The 15,296-nt window shown below is 33.2% G+C and carries 15 protein-coding genes; 3 read left to right on the forward strand and 12 right to left on the reverse strand.

Annotated features, from left to right (window positions below; all coding sequences use genetic code 11):
• Positions 1-8: 8 nt before the first annotated feature.
• The 11 genes from murC to mraZ all read right to left on the reverse strand — a co-directional run bounded on the left by murC (position 9) and on the right by mraZ (position 12,174).
• On the reverse strand, positions 9-1,367 hold the full coding sequence (gene murC / locus OH806_RS05690; protein WP_264742704.1) for a UDP-N-acetylmuramate--L-alanine ligase: 1,359 nt from the start codon (positions 1,365-1,367) through the stop codon (positions 9-11).
• A 2-nt stretch (positions 1,368-1,369) separates the two neighbouring features.
• Positions 1,370-2,470 carry an undecaprenyldiphospho-muramoylpentapeptide beta-N-acetylglucosaminyltransferase gene (gene murG / locus OH806_RS05695; RefSeq protein WP_264742705.1) on the reverse strand — a complete coding sequence of 367 codons (1,101 nt, stop codon included), beginning with the start codon at positions 2,468-2,470 and terminating at the stop codon, positions 1,370-1,372.
• Positions 2,471-2,472: 2 nt separating this feature from the next.
• A complete protein-coding gene (locus OH806_RS05700; protein WP_264742706.1) occupies positions 2,473-3,711 on the reverse strand; it encodes an FtsW/RodA/SpoVE family cell cycle protein in 1,239 nt (412 codons plus the stop codon).
• A gap of 73 nt (positions 3,712-3,784) precedes the next feature.
• The gene (murD, locus tag OH806_RS05705) at positions 3,785-5,113 is read right to left on the reverse strand and encodes a UDP-N-acetylmuramoyl-L-alanine--D-glutamate ligase (RefSeq protein ID WP_264742707.1); all 1,329 of its coding nucleotides are present in this window, start codon (positions 5,111-5,113) and stop codon (positions 3,785-3,787) included.
• Between the two features lie 58 nt (positions 5,114-5,171).
• Positions 5,172-6,413 (reverse strand): phospho-N-acetylmuramoyl-pentapeptide-transferase, encoded by a 1,242-nt coding sequence (mraY, locus tag OH806_RS05710; protein WP_264742708.1) that lies wholly within the window; start codon positions 6,411-6,413, stop codon positions 5,172-5,174.
• 31 nt (positions 6,414-6,444) lie between these two features.
• On the reverse strand, positions 6,445-6,831 hold the full coding sequence (locus OH806_RS05715; RefSeq protein ID WP_264742709.1) for a four helix bundle protein: 387 nt from the start codon (positions 6,829-6,831) through the stop codon (positions 6,445-6,447).
• 48 nt (positions 6,832-6,879) lie between these two features.
• On the reverse strand, positions 6,880-8,340 hold the full coding sequence (locus OH806_RS05720) for a UDP-N-acetylmuramoyl-L-alanyl-D-glutamate--2,6-diaminopimelate ligase (protein ID WP_264742710.1): 1,461 nt from the start codon (positions 8,338-8,340) through the stop codon (positions 6,880-6,882).
• Positions 8,341-8,359: 19 nt separating this feature from the next.
• Positions 8,360-10,351 (reverse strand): penicillin-binding transpeptidase domain-containing protein, encoded by a 1,992-nt coding sequence (locus OH806_RS05725; protein ID WP_264742711.1) that lies wholly within the window; start codon positions 10,349-10,351, stop codon positions 8,360-8,362.
• On the reverse strand, positions 10,335-10,700 hold the full coding sequence (locus OH806_RS05730) for an FtsL-like putative cell division protein (RefSeq protein WP_264742712.1): 366 nt from the start codon (positions 10,698-10,700) through the stop codon (positions 10,335-10,337). Before OH806_RS05730 ends, OH806_RS05725 begins: the two co-directional genes overlap by 17 nt.
• A gap of 82 nt (positions 10,701-10,782) precedes the next feature.
• A complete protein-coding gene (gene rsmH / locus OH806_RS05735; protein WP_264742713.1) occupies positions 10,783-11,676 on the reverse strand; it encodes a 16S rRNA (cytosine(1402)-N(4))-methyltransferase RsmH in 894 nt (297 codons plus the stop codon).
• Between the two features lie 39 nt (positions 11,677-11,715).
• On the reverse strand, positions 11,716-12,174 hold the full coding sequence (gene mraZ, locus OH806_RS05740) for a division/cell wall cluster transcriptional repressor MraZ (protein WP_264742714.1): 459 nt from the start codon (positions 12,172-12,174) through the stop codon (positions 11,716-11,718).
• Positions 12,175-12,447: 273 nt separating this feature from the next.
• Here mraZ and OH806_RS05745 point away from each other — a divergent pair, with 273 nt between their 5' ends.
• The 3 genes from OH806_RS05745 to OH806_RS05755 all read left to right on the forward strand — a co-directional run bounded on the left by OH806_RS05745 (position 12,448) and on the right by OH806_RS05755 (position 14,339).
• Entirely contained in the window at positions 12,448-13,209 is a 762-nt protein-coding gene (locus tag OH806_RS05745) for an alpha/beta fold hydrolase (protein WP_264742715.1), read from the forward strand.
• Positions 13,210-13,273: 64 nt separating this feature from the next.
• The gene (yihA, locus tag OH806_RS05750) at positions 13,274-13,897 is read left to right on the forward strand and encodes a ribosome biogenesis GTP-binding protein YihA/YsxC (protein ID WP_264742716.1); all 624 of its coding nucleotides are present in this window, start codon (positions 13,274-13,276) and stop codon (positions 13,895-13,897) included.
• Positions 13,890-14,339 carry a GNAT family N-acetyltransferase gene (locus OH806_RS05755; RefSeq protein ID WP_264742717.1) on the forward strand — a complete coding sequence of 150 codons (450 nt, stop codon included), beginning with the start codon at positions 13,890-13,892 and terminating at the stop codon, positions 14,337-14,339. Before yihA ends, OH806_RS05755 begins: the two co-directional genes overlap by 8 nt.
• 55 nt (positions 14,340-14,394) lie before the next feature.
• On the opposite strand, the gene OH806_RS05760 is transcribed toward OH806_RS05755, so the two are convergent.
• Positions 14,395-15,288, reverse strand: a complete 894-nt coding sequence (locus OH806_RS05760; RefSeq protein ID WP_264742718.1) for a hypothetical protein — start codon at positions 15,286-15,288, stop codon at positions 14,395-14,397.
• Positions 15,289-15,296 lie beyond the last annotated feature (8 nt).

A 15,296-nucleotide genomic window follows, 5' to 3' on the forward strand; every position in this document is an offset into this window, starting at 1 on the left:
TTTAAATCTTAATTATTTGACAACCAATCTTGAATCGGGTCATATAATGTATCTATATTTCCTGCTCCTACTGTCAGTAAAATATCGAAGTCTTTTTCCTTTATTTTATAGAAAGCATCATTTAATGTAGATACTTCTTTCTTATCTAATGTTACTTTTTCTAACAACCAGCTTGAGCTGATTCCTTCAAAATTCTCCTGTAGCTCCCTTGCCGGATAAATATCTAGTAAAATAAGCTCATCGGCTTTACTCAAGCTCTCTGCAAATCCTTCTGCAAAATCTCGGGTTCTGCTAAATAAATGCGGTTGAAATGCGACCAATAATTTTTTATCAGGATAAAATGTTCTGATTGAGCCTACTACAGCATTAATTTCTGTTGGATGATGTGCATAGTCATCAATATATATTTTCCCGTTTTTATAAATATGCTTGGTATATCTTCTTTTAATTCCTTTGAAATTGGCAATAGCTTTCTTCAAAACATCAAAATCAACCCCTAAATTGGAAAGTATGGCCAAAGCAACCGTTGCATTTTCTACGTTGTGAATTCCCGGAATTTCCCAAACAAAATCTTTTATAGTTTCCGTTGGTGTATGAAAATCGAAGTAGATTTTATCATAATCCATTCTAAGATTGTCTGAATAATAATCCGCTTTCTCATTTACAGCATAGGTATGGTGAGGTCTGCCGATTTCGATTCCTTTTTTTACAAAAAGCTGTTTGTCTTCAGGAACCAAAGCTGCAAATTGTCTGAATCCCTCTTCAATATGGTTTTTATCTCCATAAATATCCAAATGATCTGCATCAATGGAAGTTACCACCGCCCAATCCGGAGAAAGGTTTAGAAAACTTCTGTCATATTCATCGGCTTCTACTACAGAATACTGATTACCGTTGTACAAGAAATTCGATTTAAAATTCTCAGAAATCCCTCCCAAAAAGCATGAAAAAGGCAAGTTGGCTTCTTTACACAAATGTGAAACAAGAGTAGAAGTTGTTGTTTTACCATGAGTTCCGGCAACGGCAATACAATCTGTATTTTCTGTAATTAAACCTAAAACTTTTGCCCTTTTTAGAACTTCAAATTGATTGTCATTAAAATAATCTAAAATTCCTAAAATCTTAATTGCAGGAGTATAGATTACTAGTGTATTTTCTTTTTGAAGTGAAGTGATTCTTTCATCAATGATATCTTCAAAAACAATATCAATTCCCTCATCCATCAAAGTTTGAGTAAGTTTTGTGTTGGTTTTATCGTAGCCCAAAACTTTCTTACCCGAAGCATGGAAATAACGCGCTAAAGCACTCATCCCAATACCTCCGATTCCTACGAAGTAAAAATTTTGATATGTTTCTAAAACTTTCATTATTATTTTATCACTTTAAAAATTTCGTCTACAATCTCTTTTGCAGCATTTGGCTTGGCAAAGTATTTAAGATTTTCAGACATTTCTTTTCTTACATTTTCATTTTCGCAGATTTCTGAAAGGGTATTCCAGAATTTTTCCTGCATTTCAGAGTCTTTTACCATTCTGGCAGCACCTTTTTCAACAAGATTCATCGCATTTTTGGTTTGGTGGTCTTCCGCTGCAAAAGGGAAGGGCACCAATACAACAGGTTTTTGTGCAACCGCTAACTCCGAAATGGCAATTGCTCCTGCTCTTGAAACAATAATATCCGCCGCAGAATATGCTGTTACCATATCTTTGATGAACTCAAGAATCTGAATATTTCCACTGTTAATATTTTTTGTTTCTTCAATAATATCTTTATAATCTAGCTTTCCCGTTTGCCAGATAAGCTGATAATCTTTGTCTATAATTTGGTCTAAATTTGCTTTCCAAGCATTATTCAATGTTCTTGAACCTAAAGAACCTCCTACGGATAGAATGGTAAGTTTATTTTTATCTAAACCAATTATCTCTTTAGCCTGAGCTGCATCTTTCATTCCTGAAACAATATTTTCACGAATAGGATTACCCAGAAATTTTATTTTTTCTGCAGGAAAGCCTTCTACTTTCGGATAAGCCGTAAAGACAGCTTGTGCTTTTTTACTTAAAATTTTATTCGTTACTCCTGCATGTGCATTTTGTTCCTGAATAAAAATCGGGATTCCTAATTTGCTCGCTTCATATAAAGCAGGTCCGCTTGCAAAGCCGCCTGTTCCCACCGCAAAATCTGGAGCAAATTTTTTGATTATCTTCTTTGATTTTGATAAACTTTTTAAAATTTTAAAAGGCAATCCTAAGTTTGATAATATATTTCCTCTGTCGATTCCTGCGATGTCAATTCCTTCAATTTTATAGCCAGCCTGAGGAACTTTTTCCATTTCCATTTTTCCGTTGGCTCCAATGAACAAAAACTCAGTATCTGGAAATCTTTTTTTGATTTCATCAGCAATCGCAATGGCAGGAAATATATGACCTCCTGTTCCTCCGCCGGATAATAATACTTTTAGTTTTTTACTCATTTTTATGCTATATCATTAATTTCTACTATACTTTGTTTTTTGCCCATTCCTTCTTCATCATAAATCTGAATTCTTGAGCTGATATTTAAAATAATTCCTAATTGCAAATAGGTTACCAACATTGATGTCCCTCCATAACTTATTAAAGGCAAAGGTTGCCCTGTAACCGGAATAAGATTAACTGCAACGGCTATATTTACAGAGAGTTGTATGAAAATCATGACTCCGAGGCTGAGAACAAGCAACGAACCGAAAAATGCAGGCATTTTACTGGCTATCATGACAATACGAATCATCATGATTAAATATAAACATATCAGAAAAGCTGCACCAATCAGTCCATATTCTTCGACAATTACAGCAAAAATAAAGTCGGATGCGGATTGCGGAAGCATTTGTTTTAATGCACTTTTTCCGGGACCCATTCCGGTAATTCCACCGTGAACGATGGCTGCTTTTGCCTGCATTACCTGATAGTTTTTTGCCTTTACACTTTCGTCATCTACATCTGCAGTTTTTGCTTTGCTTGATGTAAATGTTTCGATTCTACTCATCCATGTATGTACACGGTTTCCGCCAATTAAATTTGTATTTAAAGCAATTAATAAAAACAAAACAATTGCAACAAATGATGATGAAATAAACCCGGCAATGTATTTCCAATGTAATTGACCAATAATCAATACGATTACGGAAACCATTAAAATCATTAATGCTGTAGAACCGTTATCTTTTGCAACTAACACGAAAACCAGTAAAATTGGTCCGAAAATGTACATAATGTTCTCAATCGGAAGTCTTTCTCTGGTGATTTTCTTGGTTAAGTATCTACACAAATAAATAACTAACATCAAAAATGCAAACGAAGAAGGCTGAAAAGAAATAGGTGTTCCGGGAATTTTTAACCACCTTGAAGCACTTGCTCCATCAATGGTTTGTCCTGTAAACATCGTGATAATCAATAGAATAATCATTAACCCGAGTAATATGCTACTGAGTTTTCCGATGTATTCGTATTTTATCATGCCCACAATTCTCATGATTCCTAAACCTAAGACCACAAAGAACATATGCTTGATAACGTGACCAGTTGTGGTTCCGTTATTTACAATATATTCCAGATTCGAACTCGCAGAATATACCGGGAAAATAGAGAATATGGAGATCAATATAATGACCATCCAAAGTACTTTATCTCCCTTTAGAAATTCAAATCTGTTTTCTGTATCTTGTTCGTTCATATTTGTAATGAATAATGAAGAATTAATAATTAAGCTTTTGACGTTTAATTTGCTAATTATTCATTGTTAATTCTTAATTTTTTAGCACTTGCTCTTTAAATTGATTACCTCTGTCTTCATAACCATTAAACAAATCAAAGCTTGCACAGCAAGGCGATAATAAAACAGTATCGCCTTTTTTAGCTAAAGACTTTGAAACTTTTACAGCCTCTTCCATGCTTGAGGTATCATATATAAACTCTTTTTTATCTTTAAAGAAGTCTATAATTTTTTTATTGTCTATTCCCAGACAAACAATTGCTTTTACTTTCCTTTTGACTAAATCTTCAATTTCTGTATAGTCATTACCTTTGTCTTTTCCACCAACTATCCATACCGTTGGAGCTTTCATGCTTTCTAAAGCATAATAAGTTGCATTGACATTGGTTGCCTTGCTATCGTTGATGTATTTTACCCCATCAATTTCAGTAACAAGCTCAAGTCTGTGCTCAACTGCTTGGAAAGTCATCAGTGAGTTTCTAATGCTTTCGTTGCTGATATTTAGTATTTTACCTGCGATTGAAGCGGCTAAACTGTTGGCTACATTGTGAGTTCCTAATAATGAAAGATCTTCGATTTTCATTGAAAATTCATCTTGTAGCTTTAGTATAATTTTATCATCATTAATAAAACCTCCCTCTGATAATTTTTCTTTTACTGAAAAAGGAATCATTTTAGCTTTTACTTCCAGTTTTTCAAGAATATTTTTACTCATCTCATCATCTTTGTTGTAGATGAAAAAATTGTCATTTTCTTGATTTTCAGTTATTTTGAATTTTGCTAAAGCATATTCTTCATAATTGTAATTATACTGATCTAAATGATCCTGAGACAAATTCAATAATAAAGAAATATATGGTCTGAAACTCTGAATATCATCCAATTGGAAAGAGCTTACTTCCAATACATAATAGTCATAATTCTCATCTGCAACCTGTTTCGCAAAACTATAGCCGATATTTCCGCCTAAGCCAACATTTAATCCATCATTTTTAAGGATATAATAGATTAAAGAAGTTGTTGTTGTTTTTCCGTTACTTCCAGTTATAGCAATTATTTTTGCATCGGTAAACTCTGAAGCAAACTCAATTTCAGAAGAAAGTCTGATACCTTTCTCATGAATTTTGTTGATAATTTCTGCCTTTTTTGGAATTCCGGGGCTTTTTACAATCCATTCTGCATTTAAAATTCGTTCTTCATCATGGTTTCCTTCTTCAAATTCAATTTCATTTTCAGTCAAAAACTGCTTATAGTTATCCTTAATAGTTCCCTTGTCTGAAAGAAAAACTTCCATACCTTGTTTTTTAGCCAAATAAGCAGCGCCGCATCCGCTTTCGCCTCCTCCTAAAACAACTATTTTCATATTATTCTGATTTAATGATTGAAGGGTACACATTATGTTCTTCAATTTTAAATTAATTTTATCTCATTTTTAATGTGATGAGACACACAATCGCCAATATTACCCCAATGATTATCATTCTGTTCACGATTTTGCTTTCGTGAAAACCTCCTTTTTGATAATGATGGTGAAGTGGTGACATTCTAAATAATCTATTATTTTGAGCGTATTCCAGCCCGTATTTTCTTTTTCTGTATTTGAAAACAGCAACCTGTAGCATTACAGATAGGTTTTCTATTAAAAATATTCCGCACAAGACCGGAATAAGTAATTCTTTTCTTAAGATAATTGCCAAGACAGCTATAACTCCACCTAACATTAAACTTCCTGTATCTCCCATAAAAACTTGAGCAGGGTAGGTATTGTACCAGAAAAAACCAATAACAGCACCTACCATTGCAACTGCAAAAATGGTGGTTTCACCCATGTTTGGAAGGAACATGATGTTGAGGTAATCTGCAAAAATGATGTTTCCTGAAAGGTATGCAAAAAGAGCAAGAGTGAGGAGTATGACTGTACTTGTTCCTGCAGCCAGACCATCAATCCCGTCAGTGATATTCGCTCCGTTTGAAACGGCTGTTACAATAAATATTACAATAGGTATGAATACAATCCAAGCCCATTCGTGAGCGTCTTTATCATCCATCCAAAATAGAATTCCGCTATAATCGAATTCGTTATTTTTAGTAAAAGGAACAGTGGAAACAGCAATTTTTTCAGTAGGCATAAAGTTCTGCTCTACATTGTTTCGGTTCACCACTTTTGCATCAGCATATTTTCTTTTTACTGTAATATCCGGGTGGAAGTACATTGTTACTCCGACAATTAAGCCTAGTCCAACCTGTCCTACAATTTTAAATTTTCCGCTAAGTCCGTCTTTATTTTTCTTTATCTTTTTTAAATAATCATCCAAAAACCCGATTGCACCCATCCAAAGCATTGAAACCAATAAAAGAACAATGTAAACGTTTGTAATTCTGGTAAATAACAAAACAGGAATAATGGTTGCTAAAATAATGATAAGCCCTCCCATTGTAGGAGTTCCTTCTTTTTGTTTTTGTCCGTCTAATCCCAAATCACGAACCAATTCTCCCATTTGTTTTGTTCGCAGGTAGTTGATAACTCTTTTTCCGTAAACAAGAGCAATGGTTAAAGAGAAAAGTACAGCCATACCTGCACGAAAAGAAATGTATTTTAGCATTCCTAATCCTGGCACATGGATTCCGTGGCTGGTTAAATATTCATATAGATAGTATAACATAATTTCTTTTTGATTTAAAAATTTAATTTATTTAAAGATTTAAAGATTGTGGCTTCTCAATATTTTCGTTTAAATATTTAATAAAGTTTGAGATATTAGAAGAAATTTCTCTTGATAGATTGATAACTTCATCAGCATTATTTTTATCTCCCAGTTCTAGTCTTTTACTCACAATCATCATACTTCTAACTTCGGCACAACTACCTTTTGCAATTTTTAAATACTTAATAAATTGTTTGTTGTTATTATACTCTGAGCCTTCCGCAATATTATTTGATATTGAAAAACTCGCTCTTTTTATTTGGTTATTAAATTCAAATTCTTTCTCAAGGCTTTTGTCTTGAAGGAATTGATAAACTTTTTCAATTAAATCTAAACTTTTGATGTAAACTGGAAAGTTTTCAAAATTTTTTGTCATCATCAAATTTTTAAATTTTTAAATCAATTCAATCTTTAAATTAACAATTTACTTACTCATTAATTTCCAAAGCTCATTAATTACTTCTTTGTCATCAAAATGATGTTTCACACCATTTATCTCCTGATATGTTTCATGACCTTTTCCTGCCACAAGAACAATATCTTTTGGTTCTGCAAATTTTATTGCCATTTTTATTGCCTCTTTTCTATCAGGAATTGAAGTGTATTTGCTGAAGTTTTGAGGCTCAACACCTGCTTCAATTTCTTTTATAATAGATGAAGGGTCTTCTGTTCTCGGGTTATCAGAAGTGATAATTGCTAATGTTGATTTTTTAGTAGCAATATTTCCCATTTCTGGTCTTTTTGAGTGGTCTCTATCACCTCCACATCCGAAAACTGTGATTAATCTTTCGTTTTTGGTTCTGATATCATTAATGCTATCCAGAATATTTTCTAAAGCATCTGGAGTGTGTGCATAATCTACAATGAAGAAAATTCCACCATCGGATTTAAAAGTTTCAAATCTTCCGGAAACTCTTTTCAACTTACTTATTGCCTGAAGAATTTCATCCTGCTCAAAACCAAGTTCAGAAGCAATCCCGAAAACCAATAATAAATTGTATACGTTGAATTTTCCTGTCAATGTTGTCCAAAATTCTTTTCCGTTGAAGTTTAACAACATTCCGTTGAAATCAACTTCCAACAATTTTCCGTGATAATCTGCCATTGTTTTCAAAGCATAAGACTTTTTCTTTGCCTTAGTATTTTGAAGCATGACATTTCCGTTTTTGTCATCAACATTAGTAATTGCAACGGCTGTATCTTCTAAACCATCAAAAAATCTTTTTTTCGCTTTTAAATATTCTTCAAAAGTTTTATGATAGTCTAAATGGTCGTGTGTAAGGTTGGTAAAACCTGCTATTTTGAAATGAAGACCTTCGATTCTGTTCTGTACAATTCCGTGAGAACTTACTTCCATGAAAGCAAACTCACAACCTTCTTCTACGGCCTGAGCTAAAATTTTATTGATTGTAATAACGTCAGGAGTTGTATGTGTAGCCGGAATTACTTTGTCTCCAACCCTAATTTCCACAGTAGAAAGTAAAGCAGAATCATATCCTAAGTTTTTGAAAACATCAAAAAGCAGGGTAGAAACAGATGTTTTTCCGTTGGTTCCTGTAACTCCGATTAATTTTAATTTTTCGGAAGGATTTCCATAGAAATTGGATGCTAATTGTCCTAAAGCTTTTGAAGGGTCTTTTACTTTAACATAAGTAATATTCTCAATAATATTTTCGGGGAATTCTTCACAAATAATAGCTTTTGCCCCTTTTTCAATGGAAGATGCAATAAATGAATGTCCATCCACAACTGTTCCTCTCATTGCAATGTACAATGAGTTTTCAGTTACCTTCCTACTATCAAATACCAATTCTGAAACTTCACAAGTATCATTACCGTGAATTTCTAAAACTGGAATTCTTTTTAATAATTCAATTAATTGCATTTCTTTGATGCTTTATATTTTAATTCTGCAGAGACAAATAAATTCTCTGATTTTTACTAATTGTTGTACCTTCTAAAGGGAATTGTTCTTTGATTCTTCCTACTCCTTTATATTCAACTCTATATCCTAAATTTTCTAATTGAGGAATTACGTTTTTACCAATTAATCCAACTACACTGGGCATTTGCTTGTTATTAACGGCTACCTTCACGTTAGGCTCAACCATTTTATTGAGGTTTACTTTTTTATCAACAAGCATTTCCTTTTCAATATTTTGAGGTGTTTTTAGGAATGTTTTTCCTGCAATTTCCTTAAAAACGGGTGCAGAAACAGCTCCTCCATAAAATCCTTTTGATGTATTGGGTTCACTTATCATTACATAACAAGTATACTTCGGATTGTCAGCGGGATAAAATCCTGCGAAAGAAGCACGATATTTCATAGGACCTGGTAACCAATATTCAAATCTTGCAGTACCGGTTTTTCCTGCCATTTTTAAATTGGGTGTAAAAATACTTTTTGCTGTTCCTTTTTCTACGGCTTTTGTTAATGCGCTGGTCATCATTTTAATAGCTTTTTCAGAAGCCATTTTATTGACCATAACTTCAGGTTTTGAGCTGTACATCACCTTTCCGTCTTTCATGATTTTGTCGATGAATAAAGGCTTGAGCATTTTGCCACCATTAGCAACTCCGTTGTAGAAAGTTGCTAATTGTAATAGGTTGATATTAGACGAATATCCGTAAGATATTGATGCTAATGTCGCAGCATTCCATCTTTTATTTTCAGGTGTTACTATTTTTGGTTTTGTAATTCCTGGAAGCTCAATATCCATTTTGTCGAATAGCTTCCAACGCTTCAGATGGTCTAGGAAAATCTGAGGTTTTTCTGCATAATATTTCGTAATCAGTTTAGCTGTTCCCACATTACTGGATTTGGCTAAAACATCACTAATTTCATAAGTTCCACCACCATGACCGTCTGAAATTCTTTGTTTCGCATATACCCAAACTCCATTTCCAACATTTACGGTTGTATTTTCATCAATAAAACCATCATCCATCGCAGCCAATAACGAAATCGTTTTAAAAGTAGATCCAGGTTCAATATTATCTTTTAGAGCATAGTTATATGAATCTTCATAGTTTCCATCTTCATTTCTTTTCAAATTCACCATTGCACGAACCTTCCCTGTCTCAACTTCCATTACGATAACAGTTCCGTGTTTTGCTTCATAATTAACAAGTTGTTTTTCTAAAGCTGAGTGTGCAATATCCTGAATTCTCAGGTCTAAGGTAGTATAAACGTCTTCTCCGTCGACAGGTTCTTGAACTTTCCAGTAATCAATAGGTTTCCATTGAGAAGAGTTAATTCTTTGCTCTAATCTTTTTCCGTCGGTTCCCCTTAAGTATTTTGAAAACGCACCTTCAAGACCAGAACTGTATTCACCATTATCCATACCAATGGTTCCGGCTCCGATTTCAGAAGTTGCCAATTCTCTTTTGTAATTTCTGTCTACAATAAAACCACCTTTGTTTTTACCTTTTTTAAAGATAGGGAATTGTCTTATTCTGTCGTATTGGTCAAAATCAAGACCTTTTGCCAGAGTGTAGTACTGGTTTTTCTTTTTTCTTTGTTCGTCAAACTTTTTTCTGAACTCACTCCTTGGTTTTCCAAACATTTTGCTTAAAGAATCTGTTAAAGCACCAATATTATTTGTGTAAACAGTATCTTTTATTGTTTTGAAATCAAGATAAATGTCATAACGCATTACGGTTGTTGCGAGAATAGAACCATCAGAAGCGAATAAGTTTCCTCGCGCAGCTTTTAATGTCGCTTCACGGTAGTTTTTATTAATGTAATCGTCTTTAATCTCTTGAACATTAGTGTTTTGAAGGATTACAATTCTTGCCAAAAACATTACAAACACGCACAAAGCTACCACTGCGAAGAGGTAGCCCCATCTTAACGTTTTTTTACGTTTGTTATCGTATTCATTTTGCTTTTGCATCTGTACTGTCAAGTTTTATTAGCAGTTTATGAGGGTGGTTTTCCAAGGTCATTAAAGAGTCTTGTGCAACCTCTTTCCCCAATTGCGATTCCATTTTTACTTTTATCAGCTTACTTTGTGCGTAAGCGTTTCTGGATTTATATTCTTCTGTTTCTTCCTTTAATGCGTTTACAATTTTTATTTTTTTATTGACAAGGTGATTGCTGTAAATCATAGCCATCATTAATACAAACAACAACAAAAAGTACTTGTAGTGTACTTTTATCTCATCACGATTAAGGAAATTACCTTTTATAATATCTATAAAGGTCAGTTTCTTTTGAGGGCGATATGTTGTTCTTTTTGCCAAATTTTATCTTTTTAACCACCCCGTCAAAAATTTTCATTTTTTGACACCCCTCCAAAGGAGGGGAATGGTGAGTGAAAATTTTTTACACTTTTATTCCTGTTCTCATTTTTGCGCTTCTGGCTCTTGAATTTTCTTCAATTTCCTTATCATTAGGAATAATAGCTTTGCTTTTTACTAGTTCAAATGCTTTTTTATAATTTCCGTAGATATCTCTTTCTGGCTCACCTTCAAACATTCCGTTTTTTAAGAATCTTTTTACCAATCTGTCTTCTAATGAATGATAAGAGATAACCACCAATCTTCCTTCAGGTTTTAAAACGTTGTGTGCCTGAACAAGCATTTCTTTTAAGACTTCAAGTTCTTGGTTTACTTCAATTCTTATTGCCTGAAACAATTGAGCATAAAATTTATTTACTTTATGTGGAGGAAGATAACTGAATAGCTTTTTCAAATCTTCCGTTGTTTCAATACTTTTTGTTTTTCTGTGATGAACAATATCTCTTGCTAATTTTCTGGCTTCTCTCAATTCTCCATAATAATAAAAGATGTCGGCAAGTTGTTCTTCATCATAATCATTGATAACTCTTTTCGCATCCAAACCCTGCATTATGTTCATTCTCATGTCCAAAGGAGCGTTGCTTCTCGTGGAGAAGCCTCTTTCTGCTTCATCAAACTGATGAGAAGAGACCCCTAAATCTGCTAAAACACCATCAATCTGAGAAACTCCATACATTAATAACGAGTTTTCCAGAAATCTGAAATTTTGATTGATTAATGTAAATCTAGGATCATCAATCGTATTTTTAAGAGCATCTAAATCCTGATCAAAACTAAACAGCTTTCCTTTGTCAGAAAGTCTACTTAGTATTTCTCTTGAATGACCACCGCCGCCAAAAGTGCAGTCTACATATATTCCGTCCAGATTCGTCACCAAATCATCAACACTTTGTTTCAACAAAACGGGGTTATGATACATGTCTAAGTTGTGTTTTTCTCGCTTTTATTAATTAGCGTATTATTCTTCATCGAAACTGCCCATCACATCTTCGGCAAGGCTTGCAAAATCAACTTCATTGGTGGAAATTACCTTTTCGTAGGCTTCTTTATCCCAAATTTCAAATAATTCTCCTGCGCTTGTAATCACAATGTCTTTCTGAAGACTTGCAAAGAGAGTGAGGTCTTTTGAAATTTGTAATCTTCCTGCACTATCCAGTTCAACTGTTTTTACACCTGCCGTAAACATTCTAATGAAATCAGCATTCTTTTTAATAAATCTGTTTAGTTTATTAATTTTGCCCATCAATTTATCCCATGCATTCATAGGGTAAACTTCCAGACAAGGTTGGAACACAGATCTCTTGACTACAAAAGTCTTGTCATCAAAGTTTTCCATCTGTTTTATTAAAGATGAAGGAACTTTTAAGCGACCTTTGTCGTCAATTTTGCACTCATATGTTCCAATGAAATTTTTCATTTGGGACAAATTTATATAATAAATTCCAAAATCTCCCACTTTTTCCCACTTTTTCCCTTAATGTTAATAAGTTTTATGATTTATAATATTTTTATAGTGTAAATGGTTGATAAAATGGATGTTGTGAAATCTATTGTAAGTTCTTTGGTGGTGAGATTTTCAAAAAAAAAGTTAAAAAAGGGATTATTGTATTATTTTTATTTTAAATTAGGGTAATCAAAATATTTTTGAGGTTTAATTCGTATTTTTGCAAGGCTTTATTAAAGGCGTTATATGATATTTAGTACAAAAAAAGAAAAGAAATATACCTTTGTAGAGGCGGGAGAAGGACATCCATTGGTGCTGTTGCACGGTTTAATGGGTGGTTTGAGTAATTTCGATAAGATGGTGGATTTTTTTTCAGACAGGGGGTTCAAAGTATATGTGCCTCAGTTACCAATCTACGATTTGCCGGTACTCAATACTAATCTTACGACTTTAGCAAAATATATTATAAAGTTTATCGAGAGTCATATCAATGGTCCTGTTTCTATTGTAGGAAACTCAATGGGAGGACATGTTGGACTTATCTTAACGTTGGCGAGACCAGATTTGGTTAAGAATCTTGTTCTTACAGGAAGTTCTGGTTTATATGAGAGAACTTTCGGGGATAGTTTTCCGAGAAAAAATGACCGTTCTTATATAAGAAAGAAGACAGAAGAGGTTTTTTATGATCCAGCTGTAGCAACAGATGATCTGGTTGAAGAGGTTTTCGCTGTTGTAAACGATAGAATGAAGGGTATAAAAACAGTGATGTTGGCAAGAAGTGCCATCAAACACAATATGCTTAACGATTTACCTAAAATTTTGACACCAACTTGTCTGATTTGGGGAAAACAAGATAATGTAACTCCACCAGAGGTTGCAGAAGATATGCATAAATTTATTCCAAATTCAGATTTATTCTGGATTGATAAATGTGGTCATGCAGCCATGATGGAAAAGCCAGATGAATTCAATGAAATTCTATACAACTGGATAAAAGATAAAGTTTAAATTAAAATATAAATGACCATTAAGAGCTTTTCTTAATGGTTTGTTTTTCTAAAAAGATTTTAAAATGGTTATTAAAACAGCAAATTTTGTAAAGAGTAGCGGAAAATGGCAAGACTGCCCGGAACCTACTATTCCTGAATATGCTTTTATAGGAAGGTCAAATGTTGGTAAATCATCTCTGATTAATGCGATGATGAATCATAAAGATTTGGCTAAAACTTCTCAAACTCCAGGAAAAACACAGCTTATTAATCATTTTTTAGTTAATGAAAACTGGTACTTAACCGATTTACCAGGTTATGGATATGCTAAGGTTTCAAAGTCTATCAGGAAAGATTTTGAGAAACTGATTACCAATTATATTTTAAACAGAAGAAACCTTGTGAATCTTTTTGTTTTGGTAGATATAAGACACAATCCTCAAAAGATTGATTTAGAATTTATTCAATGGTGTGGAGAAAGCGGAGTGCCGTTTTCTATCGTTTTTACAAAAGCAGATAAGTTGAAACCTAATGCTGTGATTAAAAATGTAGAGGATTATAAAGCTGAACTTCATAAAACATGGGAAGATTTGCCTGAATTATATGTTACCTCTGCTGAAAAAAAAGAAGGATGCGAAGAAATCCTAAATTTTATTGAGAAAACCAATGATTTTTTAACTCAAAATAGTGTAAGTTTTGATGAGTAATATTATTTGGAAGATTAAGTCTTTTGATGAGTTTACTGTTCCGGAGTTATATAACGTATTAAAAGCCCGAATAGATGTTTTTGTTGTTGAGCAAAACTGTCCTTATCCTGATTTGGACAATTATGACCAAAAAGCAATACATATTTGGGCGGAAGTAGATGGAGAAGTTTTGGCAAATTGCAGAATCTTTGACAAGGGCATAAAATATGATGAGGCATCAATAGGAAGAGTTTTGACTACTGAAAAAGCACGAGGAAAAAATTTAGGAAAGCAACTTATACAATATGCCGTTGAAGCCATTGAAAATAGATTTCATACTACTGAAATCAGGATTTCTGCGCAGGATTATTTGCTGAAATTCTACTCAGAATTTGGGTTTGAAGATACAGGTAAGAAATATTTGGAAGACGATATTCCGCATACGGAAATGCTAAGAAAATAAAGAAAAGCGAAGAGATTCATCTTCGCCTTTTTTGATAGTTAATATATGGAGTGTTTTAGTTTTTCCCTGAAATTGCTTTTAAAATAATAGGTTCCAGATTAGAAGGAAGGTCGGCAGATTTGATTTGATAGTTTTTGATTTTCATTTCTTTGAACCAGTTTTCCCAGTATTCTTTAATGACATCTCCTTCAAACGGATTACCTTTTGCAGGATTTATACCCAATACAACGACTTCCAGATTTTCTAATTCATCATTGGCTTTTATAAAACCGAGTCCTGAATCCTGAATTTTTGTTTTGAAATCCGAAGAATTTAGTTTTAAAGATTTTACCAATTCAGGAGTGAGATAAGATGATTTTTTGCCTTCAGAAAATTTGGAATCTTTATGATATATATATCCATCTGTAAGAATGAAAAGAATATTTCGGTGATTATCTTTTATGCAATAATCCTTTACTTTATTTTTAAAAAATTCCCAAATATCAGAACCTACATATTGCTTATCCTTGATTGCAGACTGATAAATCTGCAAAGGCAAAGAAGTGTATTTTCTTTCAACTAAATCAATATTGTCTTTGGTTGTGTTTTTATCAAAAGAAACTTTTAATTCTTTTGTAAGCTCATTCGTTTTGGGATTTGAGGGTTCCGGATTGAAGAAAACCTGCATCTGATCATCAAGCTGAATTACTTTTTTAGTTTTGATGTGATTTAAAAAACCTTTGTTTACGGCTTTAATATATTCGATATCTCTTTGAAAATATTCCATTGTTGGGTTCGGATTTTTTTCAGGGTCAATTCTATCCGAAAGATCAATCAAAATACTAACATTAAGATTTTTAGTATTTGAAGAGTTATTTGCCTGACCAGAACCTTCGGAAGTCTGAGCTTTTGGCTTTCCACACTGTATGAAAAGTAAAGCAGATGCTAAAAAGCAGATTAATTTTTTCATAGTTATTT

The organism is Chryseobacterium oryctis (assembly GCF_025971925.1).
Lineage (GTDB): Bacteria > Bacteroidota > Bacteroidia > Flavobacteriales > Weeksellaceae > Chryseobacterium > Chryseobacterium oryctis.

Bases quoted from the DNA above. Each gene is read 5' to 3' on its own strand.
- OH806_RS05755 (WP_264742717.1), top strand. From the start codon at position 13,890: ATGAGTAATATTATTTGGAAGATTAAGTCTTTTGATGAGTTTACTGTT.
- OH806_RS05745 (WP_264742715.1), top strand. From the start codon at position 12,448: ATGATATTTAGTACAAAAAAAGAAAAGAAATATACCTTTGTAGAGGCG.
- mraZ (WP_264742714.1), bottom strand. From the start codon at position 12,174: ATGAAAAATTTCATTGGAACATATGAGTGCAAAATTGACGACAAAGGT.
- OH806_RS05700 (WP_264742706.1), bottom strand. From the start codon at position 3,711: ATGAACGAACAAGATACAGAAAACAGATTTGAATTTCTAAAGGGAGAT.
- yihA (WP_264742716.1), top strand. From the start codon at position 13,274: ATGGTTATTAAAACAGCAAATTTTGTAAAGAGTAGCGGAAAATGGCAA.
- murG (WP_264742705.1), bottom strand. From the start codon at position 2,470: ATGAGTAAAAAACTAAAAGTATTATTATCCGGCGGAGGAACAGGAGGT.
- OH806_RS05720 (WP_264742710.1), bottom strand. From the start codon at position 8,340: ATGCAATTAATTGAATTATTAAAAAGAATTCCAGTTTTAGAAATTCAC.
- mraY (WP_264742708.1), bottom strand. From the start codon at position 6,413: ATGTTATACTATCTATATGAATATTTAACCAGCCACGGAATCCATGTG.
- rsmH (WP_264742713.1), bottom strand. From the start codon at position 11,676: ATGTATCATAACCCCGTTTTGTTGAAACAAAGTGTTGATGATTTGGTG.
- murD (WP_264742707.1), bottom strand. From the start codon at position 5,113: ATGAAAATAGTTGTTTTAGGAGGAGGCGAAAGCGGATGCGGCGCTGCT.
- murC (WP_264742704.1), bottom strand. From the start codon at position 1,367: ATGAAAGTTTTAGAAACATATCAAAATTTTTACTTCGTAGGAATCGGA.
- OH806_RS05715 (WP_264742709.1), bottom strand. From the start codon at position 6,831: ATGACAAAAAATTTTGAAAACTTTCCAGTTTACATCAAAAGTTTAGAT.
- OH806_RS05725 (WP_264742711.1), bottom strand. From the start codon at position 10,351: ATGCAAAAGCAAAATGAATACGATAACAAACGTAAAAAAACGTTAAGA.
- OH806_RS05760 (WP_264742718.1), bottom strand. From the start codon at position 15,288: ATGAAAAAATTAATCTGCTTTTTAGCATCTGCTTTACTTTTCATACAG.